Below are 17,943 nucleotides of genomic sequence, written 5' to 3' on the forward strand. Positions count from 1 at the left end.
GATTAAGGCTTGGATTGTATAGGATTTTAATGTACATTGCAGTACATTCGCAGTATTTTAATGGTGTATAAAAAATGTCCAATAGTAAAACCGCTACCCTAACTTTTCGCATTATGCCGCAGCTTAAAAAGGCTCTATGTGAGGCTGCAGACCGTGAACACCGTTCCATAGCAAATATGGTGGAAGTTTTGATACGTGATTATTGCGTAAAAAATGGAATTGATATTTGTGAGCAAGAAGAGCGAATGAATGCCGCAACTGATGAAATCGAAGGGATTAAATAATGGCAAAGAAAGACAAAAAGCAAAATGGTGCAAATCTCGGCTTCGAGGCCGAATTATTCAAAGCCGCGGATAAACTGCGCGGAAATATGGAGCCTTCCGATTATAAGCATGTTGCTCTTGGGCTTATTTTTTTAAAGTATATTTCTGATGCTTTTGAAGCAAAATACACCGCGTTACTCGCTGAAGATTCTCAAACAGCAGAAGATAGAGATGAATATCTAGCAGATAACGTCTTTTGGGTGCCAAAAGAAGCGCGCTGGTCTTACTTGCAAGCAAATGCAAAGCAACCAACTATCGGTACGATGATTGATGAAGCGATGCGCGCAATAGAGAAAGATAACGAATCGTTAAAAGGTGTATTGCCAAAAGATTACGCGAGACCTGCATTAAATAAAGTAATGCTCGGTGAATTGATCGATCTCATTTCAGGTATCACTTTGAATGAAACAGGCGAAAAATCTACTGACGTATTAGGCCGCGTTTACGAATATTTTCTTGGTCAATTTGCCGGTGCAGAAGGTAAACGTGGGGGTGAATTCTATACGCCACGTTCAGTCGTGCGAGTGCTTGTCGAAATGTTAGAGCCATATACAGGACGTGTATACGATCCTTGTTGCGGTTCGGGTGGTATGTTTGTGCAGTCTGAAAAGTTTGTGCAAGAACATGGTGGGCGAATTGGTGATATTGCAATCTATGGTCAAGAATCAAATTATACGACATGGCGATTAGCCAAGATGAATTTGGCAGTTCGCGGTATTGATTCTGATATTCGCTGGAACAATGAAGGTAGCTTTCACAAGGATGAGCTGCGGGATTTAAAGGCTGATCATGTTCTTGCAAATCCTCCTTTCAACGTATCGGATTGGGGCGGTGAGCGACTGCGTGATGATGTACGCTGGAAACATGGCGTGCCACCTGTAGGTAATGCCAACTATGCTTGGCTTCAGCATATTGTTCATCACTTAGCGCCTTTCGGTACAGCGGGCGTTGTATTGGCAAATGGTTCTATGTCTTCGAATCAATCTGGCGAAGGTGAAATTCGTAAATCAATGATCGAAGCTGATGTGGTTGATTGCATGGTAGCGCTCCCAGGTCAGCTTTTTTATTCAACGCAAATTCCTGCTTGTCTTTGGTTTTTAGCGCGCGATAAATCAAATGGGCAGGCTGGCAAAGAGCATCTGCGTGATAGACGAGGCTTGGTATTATTTATTGATGCACGGAAATTGGGGGTGATGGTTGATCGTACCCGTCGTGAGTTAACTGATGAAGATGTGAAAAAAATTGCAAATACCTATCATGCATGGCGTGGAGAGAAAAATGCTGGTGAGTATGCGGATTTAGCTGGATTCTGCAAATCAGCAACGAAGGAAGAAATTCAAAAGCAAGGTTATGTGCTCACACCCGGACGATATGTTGGAGCTCAAGAACAAGAAGATGATGGCGAACCATTTGAAGAAAAAATGAAACGTTTAGTTTCTGAATGGAAAGCTCAACAAAAAGAAGCGTCAAGATTGGATGCGCTGATTACTGCCAATTTAAAGGGGCTTGGTTATGACCTCTAAAAAAACATTACAATCAGAGCAGCAATTTTTTGCAGATATTCGTGATTTGCTTCATGCGGGGCGGGAAACAGCCTATCGTTCAGTGAATACGATCATGGTTAAAACGTATTGGCAAATCGGCAAGCGGATTGTTGAAGAAGAGCAGAATGGCAAGGCACGTGCAGACTATGGCGATTACTTGATGGTAAATTTATCTCGGTATCTAACTGATTGTTTTGGAAGAGGATTCTCGGTTGCCAATCTCAAGAATATAAGACAATTTTATCAGACATTTCCTGCGTTTAATGAATTGGCTACGCAGTGCGTAGCTAATTTAGGGTGGACTCATTTACGTCTTATTATGCGCTTAGATAATGAAAAAGAACGCCATTATTATCTTCAAGAAGCAAGCTCGCAAAATTGGAGTTCACGTCTTTTAGAGCGCAATATCAAAAGTGGATATTATCGACGTTTGCTTTCTTCTCAAGATAAGGAAGTAGAAAAATCAGAAGATGCTTGCTCATTCATTAAAGATCCTTACGTTTTAGAATTTTTGGATGTACCGGATGATTTAACGGGTAAAGAATCTTTTTTGGAATCCAGCATTATTGATCATTTGCAAAAATTTCTGCTGGAGCTTGGGAAAGGTTTTTCCTTTGTTGCAAGACAAATGCGTGTGAGCACAGAGACCTCACATTTTTATGTTGATCTGGTGTTTTATAATTATCTTCTAAAATGTTTTGTGATTATTGATCTAAAAACTGAAAAATTAACGCATCAAGACGTTGGGCAAATGGATATGTATGTACGCATGTTCGATGAATTGAAGCGTGGAGAAGACGACAACCCCACACTAGGAATTATTCTCTGCGCGGATAAAGATGAAACGATGGTTAAGTATTCCGTGTTGAAAGAGAGTAAGCAATTGTTTGCCTCTAAATATAAAACGGTTCTACCGACAGAGAAGGAATTAATCAGATTTATTGAGCGGGAGAATCGGGAGACTGAATATGGCGAGTAATTGGGAGGCTAAAACACTAAATGATATATGTGAAAAAATTACTGATGGTGCACATAATAGCCCACAATCTGTAGTTAATGGGAAGCCCATGGCATCTGTTAAAGACTTAACTAGATTTGGAATTGATCTATCTGAGGCAAGATTGATTGCAATTGATGAATTTGAAAAATTAGTTAATCAAGGGTGTCGCCCTGAAGTTGGTGATGTGCTAATTGCAAAAGATGGCAATAGTGCGCTTGACACAGTATGTAATGTTAAAAAACCACTGGATGCTGTTCTATTATCTTCTGTTGCAATTTTAAGGCCAAATAAAAAGTTGGTTGATTCAGATTTTCTCAAATATTATTTCTCATCAAACATCACAATCGAATATCTAAAAACTAATTTTATCTCTGGTGCTGCCATTCCAAGAGTGGTATTGAAAGATTTCAAAAAGGCTGAGATTAAATTACCTCCCTTAGGAGTGCAAAAAAAATATCTAGCATTCTTAATTCACTTGACGACAAAATCGAACTGAACCAAAAAATGAATGAAACGCTGGATGCAATGGCGCAGGCTTTGTTTAAGTCACGGTTTGTGGATTTTGACGGTATTAAACCAGAAGATATGTGTAAATCGGAAATGGGGTTGATCCCAAAAGGGTGGGATTTTTTGCCATTAGCAGAAGTGACGAGCTATTTAAGTCGAGGTTTATCACCGAAATATACAGGGGGCGATGGAGTATTAGTTTTAAATCAGAGATGCATTCGTAATAACGTTGTTGACTTTACAACAGCACGTAGACATGACCACGGTTTGAAAAAAATCATTGGACGTGAGCTCCAAATAGGTGACATTTTGGTAAATTCAACGGGGGTGGGAACACTTGGCCGTGTGGCTCAAATACTACATTTACCCGAAAGGACTATTGTTGATTCGCACGTTACAATAGTACGTGCAGCATCAAATATAACTTCGAATTATTTAGGTCTGAATTTGCTTCGTCGACAAGAAGAGATTGAAGCTTTGGGAGAGGGTTCTACTGGTCAAACAGAATTGAGTCGAGCTAATTTAGGGCAAGTTCGTATCCTGCTTCCACCTTTAGAAGTCATAAAGCAGTTTGACAAAAGCACTCAGCCACTACGAAACCGTTCCTCATCTATTTTGCTTGAGAATAATTCACTTGCGTCTATTCGCGATTTTCTTATTCCTAAGCTCATCTCTGGCCAACTCCAAATTGAAGACGCCGAGAAATTTCTGGAGTCACATATCTAATGGCTTTCCTCTCTGAAGATGATATTGAACAAGCATTGCTAAATCAACTACGTACGCTCAATTATGCTATCGAGCGCGAAGAAAATATCAGTCCTGATGGTTTGAATCCAGAGCGTGAAAGTCATGATGTAGTTATTCTAAGAAAAAGATTAGAGGATGCAGTTGTACGTTTTAATCCTCATATTCCAGGCGAAGCGCAGCAAGAAGCTATTCGCAAGATTATGCAATCTGAATTACCTTCTTTGATCGAAGAAAATAGACGAATTCACAAATTAATAGTAGAAGGTGTTGATGTTGAATACTATGCAAAAGATGGCATGTTGACAGCAGGCAAGATTACACTCATTGATTTTGAGCGGCCAGAAAAAAATGATTGGTTAGCAGTAAGTCAGTTTGTTGTTATTAACGGTCAAAATAATCGACGTCCAGATGTTGTGGTGTTTGTGAATGGGTTGCCACTCGTTGTTATTGAGTTAAAAGCGCCAGGTAGTGATACAGCAACAGTTGATGGAGCCTTTAATCAGCTCCAGACTTATAAAAATCAAATCGCCACTTTATTTAATACTAATGCATTACTTGTAATATCTGATGGAATTACTGCGAGAGTAGGTTCGCTAACCGCTGATTTTGAGCGTTATATGCCTTGGCGTACTACTGATGGTAATAAAATCGCGTCAAAGGGTGAGCCTGAACTTTCCGTCTTGATTGAAGGTGTTTTTGAACATCGACGTCTGCTTAATTTATTCCGAGATTTCACTGTTTTTGGTGAAAAAGATAATGGTCTAATAAAAATTATTGCAGGCTATCATCAATTTCACGCTGTGCAAAAAGCGATTGAATCAACGATTCGTGCCGCTACACCATTCCTAGGTGTGCGCGAAGACCCGGCAAATTACGGCTTGCCTAGCGTAAAGTCACAAGCAAGAGGTGACAAACGAGCTGGTGTGATCTGGCATACTCAAGGCTCGGGCAAAAGTTTATTAATGGCGTTCTATGCGGGGCAATTAGTGAAACACCCTGCCATGGCAAACCCGACGCTTGTTGTATTAACAGATCGTAATGATCTGGATGAACAATTATTTACAACATTTTCAATGTGTCGTGATTTGATTCGACAAACTCCGGTGCGAGCAGAAAGCCGAGAAGATTTGCAGAAGATTTTGAATCGTGCATCTGGGGGTGTAGTTTTTACCACTATTCAAAAATTTGCTCCTGAAACAGGTGAAAGCGAATATCCGATGCTAACCGACCGTCGCAATGTTGTAGTCATTGCGGACGAAGCACATCGCAGCCAATATGGTTTTCGTGCCAAGGTTGATGCGAAAACTGCTGCAATTTCTTATGGTTTCGCAAAATATTTACGTGATGCATTGCCGAATGCTTCTTTCATTGGCTTTACAGGTACACCCATTGAGGCTGATGATGTTAATACACCCGCTATATTTGGTAATTACATTGATATTTACGATATCAGCCGTGCTGTTGAAGATGGTGCTACTGTGCCGATTTATTATGAATCTCGACTTGCGCGCATTGAACTTGATGAAAATGAAAAACCCAGTATAGATGCAGAAGTTGCAGAGCTTACTGAAGACGATCCAGAATTAGAACAAGAGCGATTCAAAAAGAAATGGTCAACGATCGAAGCATTAGTTGGAAGCGATAAGCGCCTCGCTATGGTTGCTAAAGATATTGTTGAGCATTTTGAAAATCGCATTGCCGCATTGGATGGTAAAGCAATGATCGTATGTATGAGCCGTCGAATTTGTGTAAAGCTGTACGATGAAATAATAAGATTACGACCTAGTTGGCATAGTTCGGATGATAAAGAAGGTGTAATAAAAGTTGTGATGACTGGCGCAGCAAGCGATTCTCAAGAATGGCAGCAGCATATTGGAAGTAAAAAACGACGTGATAATTTAGCAAAACGTGCGCGCGATGCAAAAGATCCTTTAAAATTAGTTATCGTTCGTGATATGTGGCTGACAGGATTCGATGCACCGAGTATGCACACTATGTACATAGATAAGCCAATGAAAGGGCATGGTCTGATGCAAGCAATTGCACGTGTAAACCGCGTATTTCGTGATAAACCAGCTGGATTAATTGTCGATTATATTGGTATTGCACAAAATCTTAAATCAGCATTGCAGCAATATTCATCAAGTGACCAGGAAAAAACGGGTGTTGATGAAAGTGAAGCTATTGCTGTTATGATGGAAAAACACGAAATTGTTCGCGATATGTTTCATGGATTTGATTTCAAATCAGCTTTAGCAGGAACTCCCCAAGAACGATTAAAAATGATGGCTGGAGCGATCGAATGGATTCTCGATATGCAGCATAAGCTAGCTGCTAAGGAGAAAACAGACGAAGGTAAGAAGAATGCACATCGTAGATATCAAGATGCAGTCCTGGCGTTGTCAAAAGCTTTCTCTTTAGCTTCTGCATCTGATGAAGCAAAACAAATTCGAGACGAAGTTGGATTTTTTCAGGCGATACGTGCTGCGTTAGTAAAGACTTCTGTTGGTACAGGCGTATCAAAGCAAGAAAGAGAGTTGGCGATACAACAAATTGTGAGTCGTGCTGTTGTTTCTACTGAAATCGTTGATATTTTAGCTGCTGCTGGCATTAAAAGTCCTGATATATCGATTTTGTCAGATGAATTTTTAGCTGAAGTACAGCAGATGGAAAAAAAGAACCTTGCTTTAGAAGCTCTGAAAAAATTACTCAATGATGGCATTCGTTCACGAAGTAAAGCTAATGTTGTGCAAACTAAAGCTTTTTCAGAAAGATTAGCAGATGCAGTAGCTCGTTATCATGCTAATGCAATTACAGCTGCTGAAGTGATGCAAGAATTAATTAAATTGGCTAAAGACATCCGTGCAGCTCGGCAACGTGGAGAAGAATCTGGCCTATCTGATGAGGAAATCGCATTTTACGATGCTCTGGCTGAAAATGAGAGTGCTGTTGAAGTTATGGGTGACGATAAGCTTCGATTAATTGCTCATGAGTTATTAGTAAGCTTGCGTGAGAATGTTTCGGTTGATTGGGCGCATCGTGAATCTGCTAGAGCGAGACTACGCGTGCTTGTAAAACGGATTCTTCGCAAATACGGTTATCCTCCTGATTTGCAAGATGCTGCTGTGCAAACGGTGTTGCAACAAGCTGAAATGCTATCAAGTGATTGGAGTATTACAAAAGATAATTAGGCGCGTTGTCGTATTTGTATGATTTCGCCGCCAGCTTTTAACCCATCTAAATAATCAGCCCATTGCTGCATCATCTTTTTTCGCTCAGGCAAATATTCAGCATAATTATAAGCTGCGCGAACTGAGTTGCGTTCACCATGTGCTAATTGACGTTCAATCGCATCAGGATTCCAGCCTTGTTCGTTTAATAGAGTGCTAGCCATTGAGCGGAAGCCGTGACCTGTCATTTCATCACTGGTGTAACCAAGGCGACGTAATGCTGCTAAAACTGTATTTTCTGACATTGCGCGTTTTGAGCTGCGAACACTGGGAAATAAATATTTTCCGTCACCAGTTAACGCTCTGAGTTCTCGTATGATTGCGATTGCTTGAGAGGATAGTGGGACAATGTGCGTAACTCTCATTTTCATTTTTTCAGCTGGTATGCGCCATTCACCAATAGCTAAATTAAATTCGTTCCATTCTGCATGACGTAACTCGCCTGGTCTTACAAAAACAAGCGGTGCTAAACGTAACGCGCACTTTGTAACAAAATGACCTTGATATCCTTCAATGGCGCGTAGTAGTTCGCCAATGGCACCGGGTTTAATAATTGATGCGTGATGCTTTTTCTTTGCAGGTGGAATCGCACCTTTTAAATCATTTGATGGATCACGTTCTGCGCGTCCTGTTGCAACTGCATAGCGAAATACTTGCCCACAGTTTTGACTGGCGCGATGTGCGGTTTCAATAGCGCCACGGCTTTCCATGCGTCTCAGCACAGTTAATAATTCTGGTGCGGTTATTTCCGAAATAGGACGTTTACCAATCCATGGAAATATGTCTTTCTCTAGTCTGCGCAATATTCTTTCACGATGATTTGGCGACCATTTAGTAGAAAACTTGGTATACCATTCTCGCGCAATCATTTCGAAGCTATTTTCAGAAGCTTCTTTAGCACTGCGTTTTGATACCTGTTTCGCTAAACCTGGGTCAATCTTGTCTGTAAGTTGCGTTCTAGCATTATCGCGTGCATTTCTGGCGGCTTGTAAGCTTACGTCTGGGTAGAGACCAATTGAGAGGGTCTTCTCTTTGCCAAGGAAGCGATACTTCAAGCGCCAAGCTTTGGAGCCATTGGGTTTAATATAAAGGTATAAGCCTTTTTCATCGGCAAGCTTATAAGCCTTATCACGAGGTTTAGCGTTCTTAATCGTTACGTCTTTTAATGGCATGGGGGTATCACCTTTTAGGGGTATCAAAGTACCCCCGAAAATGCCCCCAAAACATACTGGATGTTGGGGGTATCAGTTGGACATCAATGGACGTAGGATATATAAAAAAACCCTTTAAATAAAGGGCTTCTGGATTATTTTGGATGTTATAGGAAGTTAATTTGGTGGAGGCGGCGGGAATTGAACCCGCGTCCGCGAATCCTCTACTCTCGGGTCTACATGCTTATCCAGTCATTTCATCTGGCTGCCCTACCTCCGGCTGGAAGGATGTCCAGGCAGCGATCCCGTCAGTTTTAGCAGCCTGATCCCGGGCTTATCAGTCTGCGAGCTTGTATGCTATGACCACCCTACACTTGCTTTCGCAAGCATCCGATCGTACAAGCACAATCGGTGGATGGCGCTGTGCCGGTGTTTAGGCGGCTTTTGCAACGACTTCTTCGTTGAAGAAGCGGTCGTTAGCGATAACAGCGAAGTTGCGTTTTTTGTTGGCAACTATTTGGTTTGTAACAGTTTTTTACGAGGTTTTGTTACATCCTCGGCATGCGCCTCAAGCTTCGCAATCCACGTCGAAACCAGGTCGCCCCCCAATTAAAAGTATAGTCTATCGAACAGCTTATTTATTAAAACAGACTGATTGAATGTTAGTAACTTTATGGCGCAAAGGCAAGCTTCTGCGAGTCGCCACGCTAAAAATCTGCTTCAGGGGACAGCACCGGTTAGTATACGATAAGTAAAGAGAGGACGATGCGGCCTGGGATATTCCAATTGCAGACTGCCCCGGCATTGATTGACAGACTGGATTCCATCAGCATGCATACAAGCACTACAAAACGATTGGCGGTGACGAGTTTCTGGTTGTCGCTTATTCTGCATTTATTATTGCTTTTCTCCATCATCGCCCTGATTACCGCCCCCGAGCCGCCGGAAAAAACCCTGGAAAAAAAGGAAAAAATGCCTACCGACTTTGTTCCGGCGTACACCTATACCGGCTCCATCAAACCTTCCCTGCAAAGCCGCCCCGCTCAAAACGTGAAAAAAAATGAACCCACGGAAGCCAACACGACCAAAACCGCCAAAACAATAGCCGAGAATTCCGCCGCAGAAGAATCTTTTGAAAACGTCACCCATACGCAAAGCGTGGTGCAGGTCAAAAAAACCCGCACCCCCTCCCCCGCACCCAAAAAAGCGCGGCGGGAAAAATCCCTGCTTTCTGATTCACTGAATCTGTTAAAAGAAGATCAGATGCGAGATCTCACGAAAGCGCGGGAATCCGAACCCATTTATTTGATCGGTGACGACAACGCGCCTGCCGATCCATTAATCAAACTGATGGGCCGCTCGCTGTCAGCACATTTTCGTTATCCGCGCATGGCCGGGGAGCTTGGAATCCGGGGCAAAGTCCTGGTCGAACTGACACTTCACCCCGAAGGTTATTACACCGATGTGCGCATGGTCAAATCCAGCAGCAATCAGGACCTGGATGCAGCGGCGTTATACGCGGTGAATTCAGCTCCCGCCGTCATAGGCGCAGACCGTTACATATCCAAGCCCAAGCATTTTATCGTGGGATTCGTTTTTTACTAGCAACTGCCATTCGTCCGTTTCATTTCCATTCCACGAGACACCGCTGGCAGCAAGACGTTTTGATATCTGGACATCAACCCCATGATAAAAATCTGCGTGTCAGCGTTCGAGCTGGTCAGGAGAGAAACTGGGAAATTCAACGGCGCGTTAAGCGCATCAATGGGTTTGGCTCCGCCCATAACGGCAGTATCCTGCAAAAATGCCGCGATATAATCCCCCACCGACACCGCTTCAGGATACTCTTCACGCTCGCCCCCCTGGTATATCCTGCCCAGACGGGCTTGCAGTATTTCCAGAATCTGGATTTTTGCGGCGGCTGACCACATATGTTTTTTTAATTTCATTTTTTCGGTATAAGCACTCAGCTCATTGCAGGCGTCGCGCATAGTCAAGGCTTCGGAACCGCTGACAATGACATACTCCTCATCCTCCTCATCAAAAACAGAGTAAGACTTTTCTGAATTGACAGATGCGTCGATGATGCATTCGTCAGGACGCGCGGGAAGAACAATGATATTCATGAGCGACAGATGATAGCGCAACTGGCTGATAAGCTCGGGAGAATTCATCATGGACAAATGGCCGTCGTCGGGCAAAACAATGCATTTATCATGCTGCCCGGGAACATGCGCTGAATAAAGCGGCACCAGTGCATCCTGAAGCGCGGCGAAAAATACGTGAGGCGTCTGGGTGCTTTTGATTTTGCGGACAAGCTCTTCCAGAAAATCACTGTTGATTTCCATCTGCCTGACGGATTGCGAAATCCAGGAAAGAAATCCGCCCGCCTTGTCCGATCCGCCAAAAGGCGTGCCTATAGCATAGACCACTTTGACGTTCAACCCGCATTCAGCCGCGAGAAATGCGGCCAGATAGGAAATCACCAACCCGCCGCGGGAATGCCCCATTAAAACCACGTTTGGTATCTTGCTAGCGAGAATCTTGTCCGTGAGCTGCATTGCAAAATGCTCAATGCCTTTTCCTGTATAGCGGCTATCAAATGCCGGCAGATAAATTGCATAGACATTTTCAGCCAAATCATTTTGCAGGCTTTCAGCGACGCCTCTGAATGAACTGTTTCTATCCGCGGTTCCATGAACACACCAGATCGAAAGCGATTCATCCGGAGAGAGGTCAGCATTATATCTGGGATTGCGGTACACCACATCGACGAAACTGGAAGTCAGCCATGACATGCTATGCGTCACCGCCCCTTTGATGGGCGTGAGACTCATGCGCGTTTCTCTGGGGAACATGATGACACTCCTTCAAAAATACCGTACTGCCACCTCAACTGCCAGCTTGTTCGGGTCAGACAGAGGCAGCGCGGCCATGTCAGCGCCATAATATTAACGGATTGATTATTATATAAATTGAACATTAAGGAAAAGTTAAGCCTCATTCCTGGGTCAATTTGCATCCCGAAAACGCCTGTCTGCCGCACAAAACCATTCCTGCCTGACCCCGCCCCGGGCGCGCCTGTTTAGGCCTTTATCCATAAATTTACAACACAAATAAAACATGCTAGCGTATCGAACTTTATCAATGGAGCATACTTGCATGGACATCACCCGCAAAAACTTTCTGCGTTTTATTCCGGCTGTCATTCTGGGTTCCGCATTCATACTCTCAAATCAGGCTTTCGCCGAGCCCAATGGCGGTTACAACTCTGGTTATGCGGGCGGTCAGAACGGCTGGAGCTTCAAAGTCGGCCTTCCCTATCAAAAATTTTCCAACAACGGCACAGAATATGCTTCAAGCTATGACAGGGAATACAACATTGATACGGATTACCACCTCGGATACAACCTGGGAATAGGTTACTATCTTGCCTCCAAAGGCAGCACCATCAATCTGGATTACACGCGCCTGCATGCCACGGATTCCGACAGCGTCTACCTGGACGACCTTACCATTTTCCAAAATCCCGTCACCAATGCCACAGGCAAGATCAAATACTCTTACGATTCGGTTGATCTGACCGCCGGCCACAGCGTTTCGATATCACCCACCTTTGATCTTTACTATTACGGCGGTTTGAATTACACACATCTGGCCAAGGACATGATCATTAGCGGCAACGATGTTGACGACTTCTACACCCGGAAAAGCGGAACCGATTTCAAAGGCATAGGCCCTGAGTTCGGCGTAGACGGAACCTGCCGCCCCATCCCATCCACACCGGGATTTGGCGTGGTCGGCGGATTAAAAACCGTGTTTCCTTACGGAAACATGTCAGGTTACCTGCGCGACTATGAAAATGACGATGTCTTCAACGAACATATTCCGGATACTAAAATCGTCGCGCCAGGAATAGGCGCCAAGCTCGCCCTGCAATATGATTTTCCCACCGCGGGAATGAACTGGTCCACACAGTTAGGCTATCAGAGCACCACTTATTTTGGCGTCACCAAGGACAGCTCTTATTCCGGAACCGTCATCAATACCAATTTCCAGGGCTTGTATTTCAACCTCGCCGGCAAATTCTAATCTCACCGTTTCTCCCATCCGTTCAGGCACTCCCTGAACGGATGGGCTAACCCTGAGATCCTATCCTGTTATTTTTTTTATAAATCATTTCTCCCGGTCTTGTTCTTCATCTTTGCGCCGTGACTTGGTGCTATATTAAATATTAGCAATACACAAACAGTGAGTGGTTGTATGGCAGGGATTGCTCTCCATCATAAACAAAATAGAGGGGGGCAAACAAATGACGGTTCTCATCACACTTTTCATTGCCATGGCGATGGTGTTGAGTCAGCCGGTGTATGCAAAGAACACGTCCAAGAGTTTCGGCGTCAAGCTTTGCGAGAACTCCAGTCAGTACACATGTTACACCGTCAAGAAAAAGGAAACATGGGAAAAATTATTCCCCGATTCCGCCATGCGGGATCTGGTCATGCGCATTAACCGCATGAATACAAAATTACACGCCGGCCTCGTGATCGCCATTCCTGCCAACGGAGACACCGATCCTTTAAATTACTCTCCCCTGCCGGTCATAATCGATCCGCCCGGCAAAAAAACCATTATTGTCTCTCTTCAGTCGCTGGCATTTGGTGCTTATAACAGTGACGGGCAATTACAATACTGGGGCCCCGTATCCGGCGGACGAGGATATTGCCCCGATATTAACAGAAGATGCCATACTTCGATTGGCAAATTTTCTATCTATCACAAACTGGGAGCGGGCTGCGTATCAAGCAAATATCCGGTGGGGCGCGGAGGTGCGCCCATGCCTTACTGCATGTTCTTCAATGGCGGATACGCCTTGCATGGTTCCTATGACGTGCCAGGTTATAATGCAAGCCATGGCTGTGTGAGATTGTTCGTAAATGACGCCAAATGGCTGAACCAGGTATTTACCGCAGGCCAGGGGAGCGTGACCGTACTGATTAATAAGTAATTATTCAGCTTGCCGTACTCCATGGCCCGTATGCATGGACTCCCGCGCATCATTCACTATACAATAGCCGCAAACGAGAGATTCAAAACACTGCCCGCATGAATTAAAAGACCTGCTGATTCTCATGAAAACCTGCTTCCGCTTATTTCTGTTCCTGCTAACAATGACTGCATCCTCACTCATTCTGGCGGACACCTTTAGATTTGAAATCAGCGGCATACAAGGCCGGGCGCAAAAAAACGCCGTCGCGCAACTGCAGGCGGAAGCTGACACCTTGCCCGAAAACCCGTCACCATCTCAGCTCGATGACTTCATGAAAACCGCACCCGTCAAAGTCAAAAAGGCATTGGAGCCCTTTGGTTATTTCATGGCACAAGTCAAAATCTCCCCGCTGTTGCACAACAAATCCGGCATCACGGCATCGCTTCATGTCTATCCTGGTCCCGCCCTTAAACTGGCCAGTGTGCAAGTCAGCATTCAGGGGAACGGACAAGCCAATCCCGCACTGTTGAAACTCAGGCAGCATTTTCCCTTGAAACCCGGGATGGTGTTTGAATCCGATGCTTATGAAGACGCAAAAGAAACACTCTATCAGACCGCAAGAGATGAAGGATATATCCAAGCCAGGTTTATCCGCAGCGAAGTCCGCGTCAATCTGCGGCAATACCGGGCGGATGTCATCCTGGTTCTGGACACAGCGGACAGATATTACTTTGGCGCAATCCGTTATAACGCCGGGCCGTATTCACCGGCATTTTTAAACCGGTTCGATTTTTTCAAGACTGATGCGCATTTCTCCAGCAAAAAACTTTATCAATTCCAGCAAAGCCTGAGTAACAGTGGTTACTTTCAGCGTGTGGATGTCACACCGGATTTCAACCAGATCGAGAATTATCATGTGCCTGTGCAGGTTGATTTGACCGCTCCCAAGTCCCAGCGCTATGACCTTGGCCTGGGTTACGGGACATTCACAGGCCCGCGTTTAAGCGCAGGCATCAACCTGAGGCGCGTGACTGACACCGGCCAGCATTTTAACGCCGAGTTGAAACTTTCATCGGTTTTTTCAGCGCTGGCGGCAAAATATTACATTCCCGGCCGCAATCCACTGACGGATGAATTCATTTTCGGCGCAGGTTACCAGCGGTTTTCGCCCAAAAACGGCAAAAGCAATTCAAGAAACCTGTCTGCGGGTTATAGTAAAAAACTGAAACACTGGCGCAGCAGCCTGACACTTAATTATCTTGCCGAACGGTTTCGCACGGAAGACCAGTCAGCGACAAATAGCGAACTGCTCTATCCCGCGCTGAATTTTTCTTACATCAAGGCCGATGACATCATCAATCCTCATTACGGCCTCTCCATGAGCGTCAATTTACAGGGCGCGACCAAAACACTTTTGTCTTCCACCAATTTTCTGCAGGGTGAAATCAAAGGCAAAAGCATATTCAGCGCGGGCGGCAACAATCGTTTTGTACTGCGCGGCGACCTGGGCTACACGCTGGTTAACAACATAGAAAATCTCCCCCTCACGCTGAGATATTTCGCTGGCGGCCTGACCAGCATACGGGGATATCCTGACAGCAGCATAGGCCCGGGAAAATACCTGGTGACCGGCAGCGCGGAATATCAGCGCCGCATCTGGGAAAACTGGTATGGCGCAGTCTTTTATGACACAGGAACAGCCAGCGACCATTATGGCGACCCGCCGTTCAGCATTGGCGACGGCGTGGGCGTGATTTACCAGTCACTCATCGGCCCGATCAAACTCTATGTCGCACGAGCGGAAAACAAACGCGGCAAGCCATATAGCATTGAATTTAACGTGGGGCCCGAATTCTGATGCTAAAATCAATCTTTCGCATCCTGATGCTGCTGGCATTTTTACTGTACGTCATGATTTACTTCCTTTGCGAAACTACTCCTGGACTGAAAGCAGCGCTGGCGCTATTGCGCACCGTGACACCGGGAGAGATCAACTTGCGGAATGTGCGCGGCAATCTGTCTGATTTCACCATAGAAAAAATCAGTTATAACCATGAAAATGATCACATCCAGGCTGGAGGCGTGCGCATCCGCGGCAATCCGGCTGACTTTTTCAGACTGCGTCTGCGGTTGACAGGCATAAGTGCCGATTATCTAGACCTGCGTCTTCATTCCGCGCCGGCGGAACCAGCCGCATCCTTCGATCTGCGCGCCCTGCAAAACGTGAGCATCAGACAACTTGGCATCAAGCAGATAAATGTCTCACTGGATGCTTCACCTGTTTACCAATTCAATCAGGTTGCCTTACATCAGAGCGGGAAAAATGCATATACACTGGATGCCGCACTCTTACATGGCAGCATGCAGGGAACAATCCGCATTTTCGACGCTCCCCATGCCGGAGTACGCTCAATACTCTCGTTCAAGTCTATTGACCCTGGAGAAATTCTTGATGCCGCGCCGGGAACCCTGAACTTCACCCTGCAAACCGAATTTTCTGAAGACCGCGCCAACAAAATCATGCATCTGCAAATAAACAATCTGAGCGGCCGTCTCCGGCAATACCCAGTCCAGGGACAAGCGTCTTTCCGATATGAAAATCAATCGCTCACTATCTTTCCATCGCAATTTCGTATCGCCGGCGCCAGCGCAGCATTTTCCGGCAGCCTGAGTGAAAACTGGAACCTGCAATGGCGGATCAATGTCCCGGATTTGAATATTCTCTTGCCTGAAACACACGGCAGCCTGGCGACATCCGGGACATTGAACGGTCCGCGCCGGCATCCCGATGTCACGGCGCAATTGCAGGCAAATCGTGTGCGTCTGTTTGATACCCGTATCGATAACATGCGCGTCAGCATCAACATGCCGCAGCATGATCGCTATCAGTTTGACTTGCATGCTGTCAACATTCGCACCGCGGACTGCCGCCTTCCCGAATTGAACGTGAAGGCATTGTCCCGCGTCAGCAAAGATTCACTGCTTTCAGATATCTCCGCTGCCGCAAGCTCAGCCAATCAATTATCCGGACAACTATCTCTGGCTTCGTTCAACTCATCCAAATGGCTGGATACGAAACTGAACGGCGTCCTGACGTTTCACGCCGCAGACTTGACCGCGCTGGAACAATTAAATCCCGAAGTGCGGCGAATCAAAGGCAATTTAACAGGAAAGATTACTTTGTCGGGCACGCTTGCCGCTCCTGTCGTCACGGGTGAGGGAGTATTGAACCATGGCGAAGCAGCCCTGCCAAAACTGGGTATCACGCTGAAACAAATCACCTTGACCGGACGATATGACAATCGGATACTGACCGCCCATGCGTCGTTTACCTCAGGCAAGGGAACAGGAAACATGCAATCCACGCTTGTTCTGCGGCCTGCCCTCACGCTGAACGCGCAAATACGCGGAGACCATCTGCAGCTCATACAGACAAAGGATTACCGCATCACGGTCACGCCGCAGCTGAATCTGTCTTATGATAAAAAAAATCTTTCCCTGGATGGCGTGGTCCTGGTTCCGGACGCCGACATCACGCCGGCTGATCTCAGCAGCACTTCGACGCTCTCGGATGATGTAGTAATCATCGATGGAACCAAAACAGCCGCGCTGCCGGAAAATCTTTTCATCCGGCTGCACCTCACGCTGGGTGACAACGCGCGCCTTCAATTCGAAAATCTTTCCGCCAAACTTACCGGCGGAATTGATGTCTCGCAAACTCCCGGGCGTCAGCCTACCGCTACCGGGCAATTCCTGCTCGCCAACGGTATTTACAAGTCGTACGGCAAGCCTTTATCCATACAAGACGGCAGAATCATTTATACCGGCAATTCCATTTACAATCCCGGACTGGATATTCGCGCGACGCGAAAAATCCAATCCATCGCCATGACCAGCGCCAGCCAATTCAACAGCCATACCGGCATTCAACCCGCTTATACCGGCACCAGTCTCATCACAATTGGCATGCAAATCAACGGCACTATCAAAAAACCGCATATCACCTTATTTTCAATTCCGGCGGGAATGAGCCAGAACGATATTCTGTCCTATCTTCTCTTTGGATATCCCCAATCAGAATTATCCGGCGACAATAAACTTTCTTTAGTCAGCGCAGCCGCGGCACTCAAACTCGGCAACAGCCCCATAGGCGGAATCACGGAAAAACTGCAGAATCTGACCGGTTTGACAGAATTGAATGTGGGTTCGACTGAAGTATTCAATCCGGACACAAATACCAGTGAAAATGCCACGACCCTGTCTCTGGGCAAACAGCTGACGGATAAATTGTCACTGCGATACAGCGTGGGCGTCTATTCCCCGGTCTCCATACTGAATTTACGTTACCAGCTCTTCAAAAACATGGCGATACAGTCGGAAAGCAGCAGCCTGGAAAATGGCGTGGATTTATTATTTGGTTTTGAGCGGGATTGACGGAGCGGCACTGACTG

At 45.5% G+C, this 17,943-nt stretch carries 13 protein-coding genes and 1 other RNA gene; 11 read left to right on the forward strand and 3 right to left on the reverse strand.

Annotated elements, in window-relative coordinates:
* The first annotated feature begins 74 nt into the window (after nt 1–74).
* From AQULUS_RS08505 to AQULUS_RS08530, 6 genes are read left to right on the forward strand one after another with little or no spacing between them, the layout of a single operon-like run.
* Nucleotides 75–284, forward strand: a complete 210-nt coding sequence (locus AQULUS_RS08505) for a hypothetical protein (RefSeq protein ID WP_148339690.1) — start codon at nt 75–77, stop codon at nt 282–284.
* Nucleotides 284–1,846, forward strand: coding sequence for a class I SAM-dependent DNA methyltransferase (locus AQULUS_RS08510; protein WP_148339692.1), 1,563 nt, complete (start codon nt 284–286; stop codon nt 1,844–1,846). The genes AQULUS_RS08505 and AQULUS_RS08510 overlap by 1 nt, the downstream gene beginning before the upstream one ends.
* A complete protein-coding gene (locus AQULUS_RS08515; RefSeq protein ID WP_148339693.1) occupies nt 1,836–2,846 on the forward strand; it encodes a PDDEXK nuclease domain-containing protein in 1,011 nt (336 codons plus the stop codon). The genes AQULUS_RS08510 and AQULUS_RS08515 overlap by 11 nt, the downstream gene beginning before the upstream one ends.
* Nucleotides 2,836–3,363: a restriction endonuclease subunit S gene (locus tag AQULUS_RS08520; protein ID WP_148339695.1), complete on the forward strand. Its 528-nt coding sequence runs from the start codon at nt 2,836–2,838 to the stop codon at nt 3,361–3,363. The genes AQULUS_RS08515 and AQULUS_RS08520 overlap by 11 nt, the downstream gene beginning before the upstream one ends.
* Nucleotides 3,364–3,371: 8 nt before the next feature.
* Entirely contained in the window at nt 3,372–4,100 is a 729-nt protein-coding gene (locus tag AQULUS_RS08525; protein WP_148339697.1) for a restriction endonuclease subunit S domain-containing protein, read from the forward strand.
* Nucleotides 4,100–7,312: a type I restriction endonuclease subunit R gene (locus tag AQULUS_RS08530; protein WP_148339699.1), complete on the forward strand. Its 3,213-nt coding sequence runs from the start codon at nt 4,100–4,102 to the stop codon at nt 7,310–7,312. The genes AQULUS_RS08525 and AQULUS_RS08530 overlap by 1 nt, the downstream gene beginning before the upstream one ends.
* Here the strand turns inward: AQULUS_RS08530 and AQULUS_RS08535 are convergent.
* Together AQULUS_RS08535 and ssrA are read right to left on the reverse strand one after the other, a co-directional pair.
* Nucleotides 7,309–8,523, reverse strand: coding sequence for a tyrosine-type recombinase/integrase (locus AQULUS_RS08535; RefSeq protein ID WP_148339701.1), 1,215 nt, complete (start codon nt 8,521–8,523; stop codon nt 7,309–7,311). The genes AQULUS_RS08530 and AQULUS_RS08535 overlap by 4 nt on opposite strands.
* A gap of 162 nt (nt 8,524–8,685) precedes the next feature.
* Nucleotides 8,686–9,108: a transfer-messenger RNA gene (gene ssrA / locus AQULUS_RS08540) on the reverse strand.
* 159 nt (nt 9,109–9,267) lie between these two features.
* Here ssrA and AQULUS_RS08545 point away from each other — a divergent pair.
* On the forward strand, nt 9,268–10,107 hold the full coding sequence (locus AQULUS_RS08545) for an energy transducer TonB (protein WP_148339703.1): 840 nt from the start codon (nt 9,268–9,270) through the stop codon (nt 10,105–10,107).
* Here AQULUS_RS08545 and AQULUS_RS08550 read toward each other — a convergent pair.
* Nucleotides 10,104–11,360, reverse strand: coding sequence for an esterase/lipase family protein (locus AQULUS_RS08550; RefSeq protein ID WP_148339704.1), 1,257 nt, complete (start codon nt 11,358–11,360; stop codon nt 10,104–10,106). The two genes, AQULUS_RS08545 and AQULUS_RS08550, sit on opposite strands and share 4 nt — an antisense overlap.
* Nucleotides 11,361–11,664: 304 nt before the next feature.
* Here AQULUS_RS08550 and AQULUS_RS08555 point away from each other — a divergent pair, with 304 nt between their 5' ends.
* The 4 genes from AQULUS_RS08555 to AQULUS_RS08570 all read left to right on the forward strand — a co-directional run bounded on the left by AQULUS_RS08555 (nt 11,665) and on the right by AQULUS_RS08570 (nt 17,926).
* Entirely contained in the window at nt 11,665–12,594 is a 930-nt protein-coding gene (locus AQULUS_RS08555; protein WP_148339706.1) for an Lpg1974 family pore-forming outer membrane protein, read from the forward strand.
* Nucleotides 12,595–12,814: 220 nt separating this feature from the next.
* Nucleotides 12,815–13,510 (forward strand): L,D-transpeptidase, encoded by a 696-nt coding sequence (locus AQULUS_RS08560; RefSeq protein ID WP_148339708.1) that lies wholly within the window; start codon nt 12,815–12,817, stop codon nt 13,508–13,510.
* A 124-nt stretch (nt 13,511–13,634) separates the two neighbouring features.
* Nucleotides 13,635–15,350 carry an autotransporter assembly complex protein TamA gene (locus tag AQULUS_RS08565; RefSeq protein ID WP_148339710.1) on the forward strand — a complete coding sequence of 572 codons (1,716 nt, stop codon included), beginning with the start codon at nt 13,635–13,637 and terminating at the stop codon, nt 15,348–15,350.
* The gene (locus AQULUS_RS08570; protein ID WP_148339712.1) at nt 15,350–17,926 is read left to right on the forward strand and encodes a translocation/assembly module TamB domain-containing protein; all 2,577 of its coding nucleotides are present in this window, start codon (nt 15,350–15,352) and stop codon (nt 17,924–17,926) included. Before AQULUS_RS08565 ends, AQULUS_RS08570 begins: the two co-directional genes overlap by 1 nt.
* Nucleotides 17,927–17,943 lie beyond the last annotated feature (17 nt).

The sequence above is a fragment of the Aquicella siphonis genome (assembly GCF_902459485.1).
GTDB lineage: Bacteria > Pseudomonadota > Gammaproteobacteria > DSM-16500 > DSM-16500 > Aquicella > Aquicella siphonis.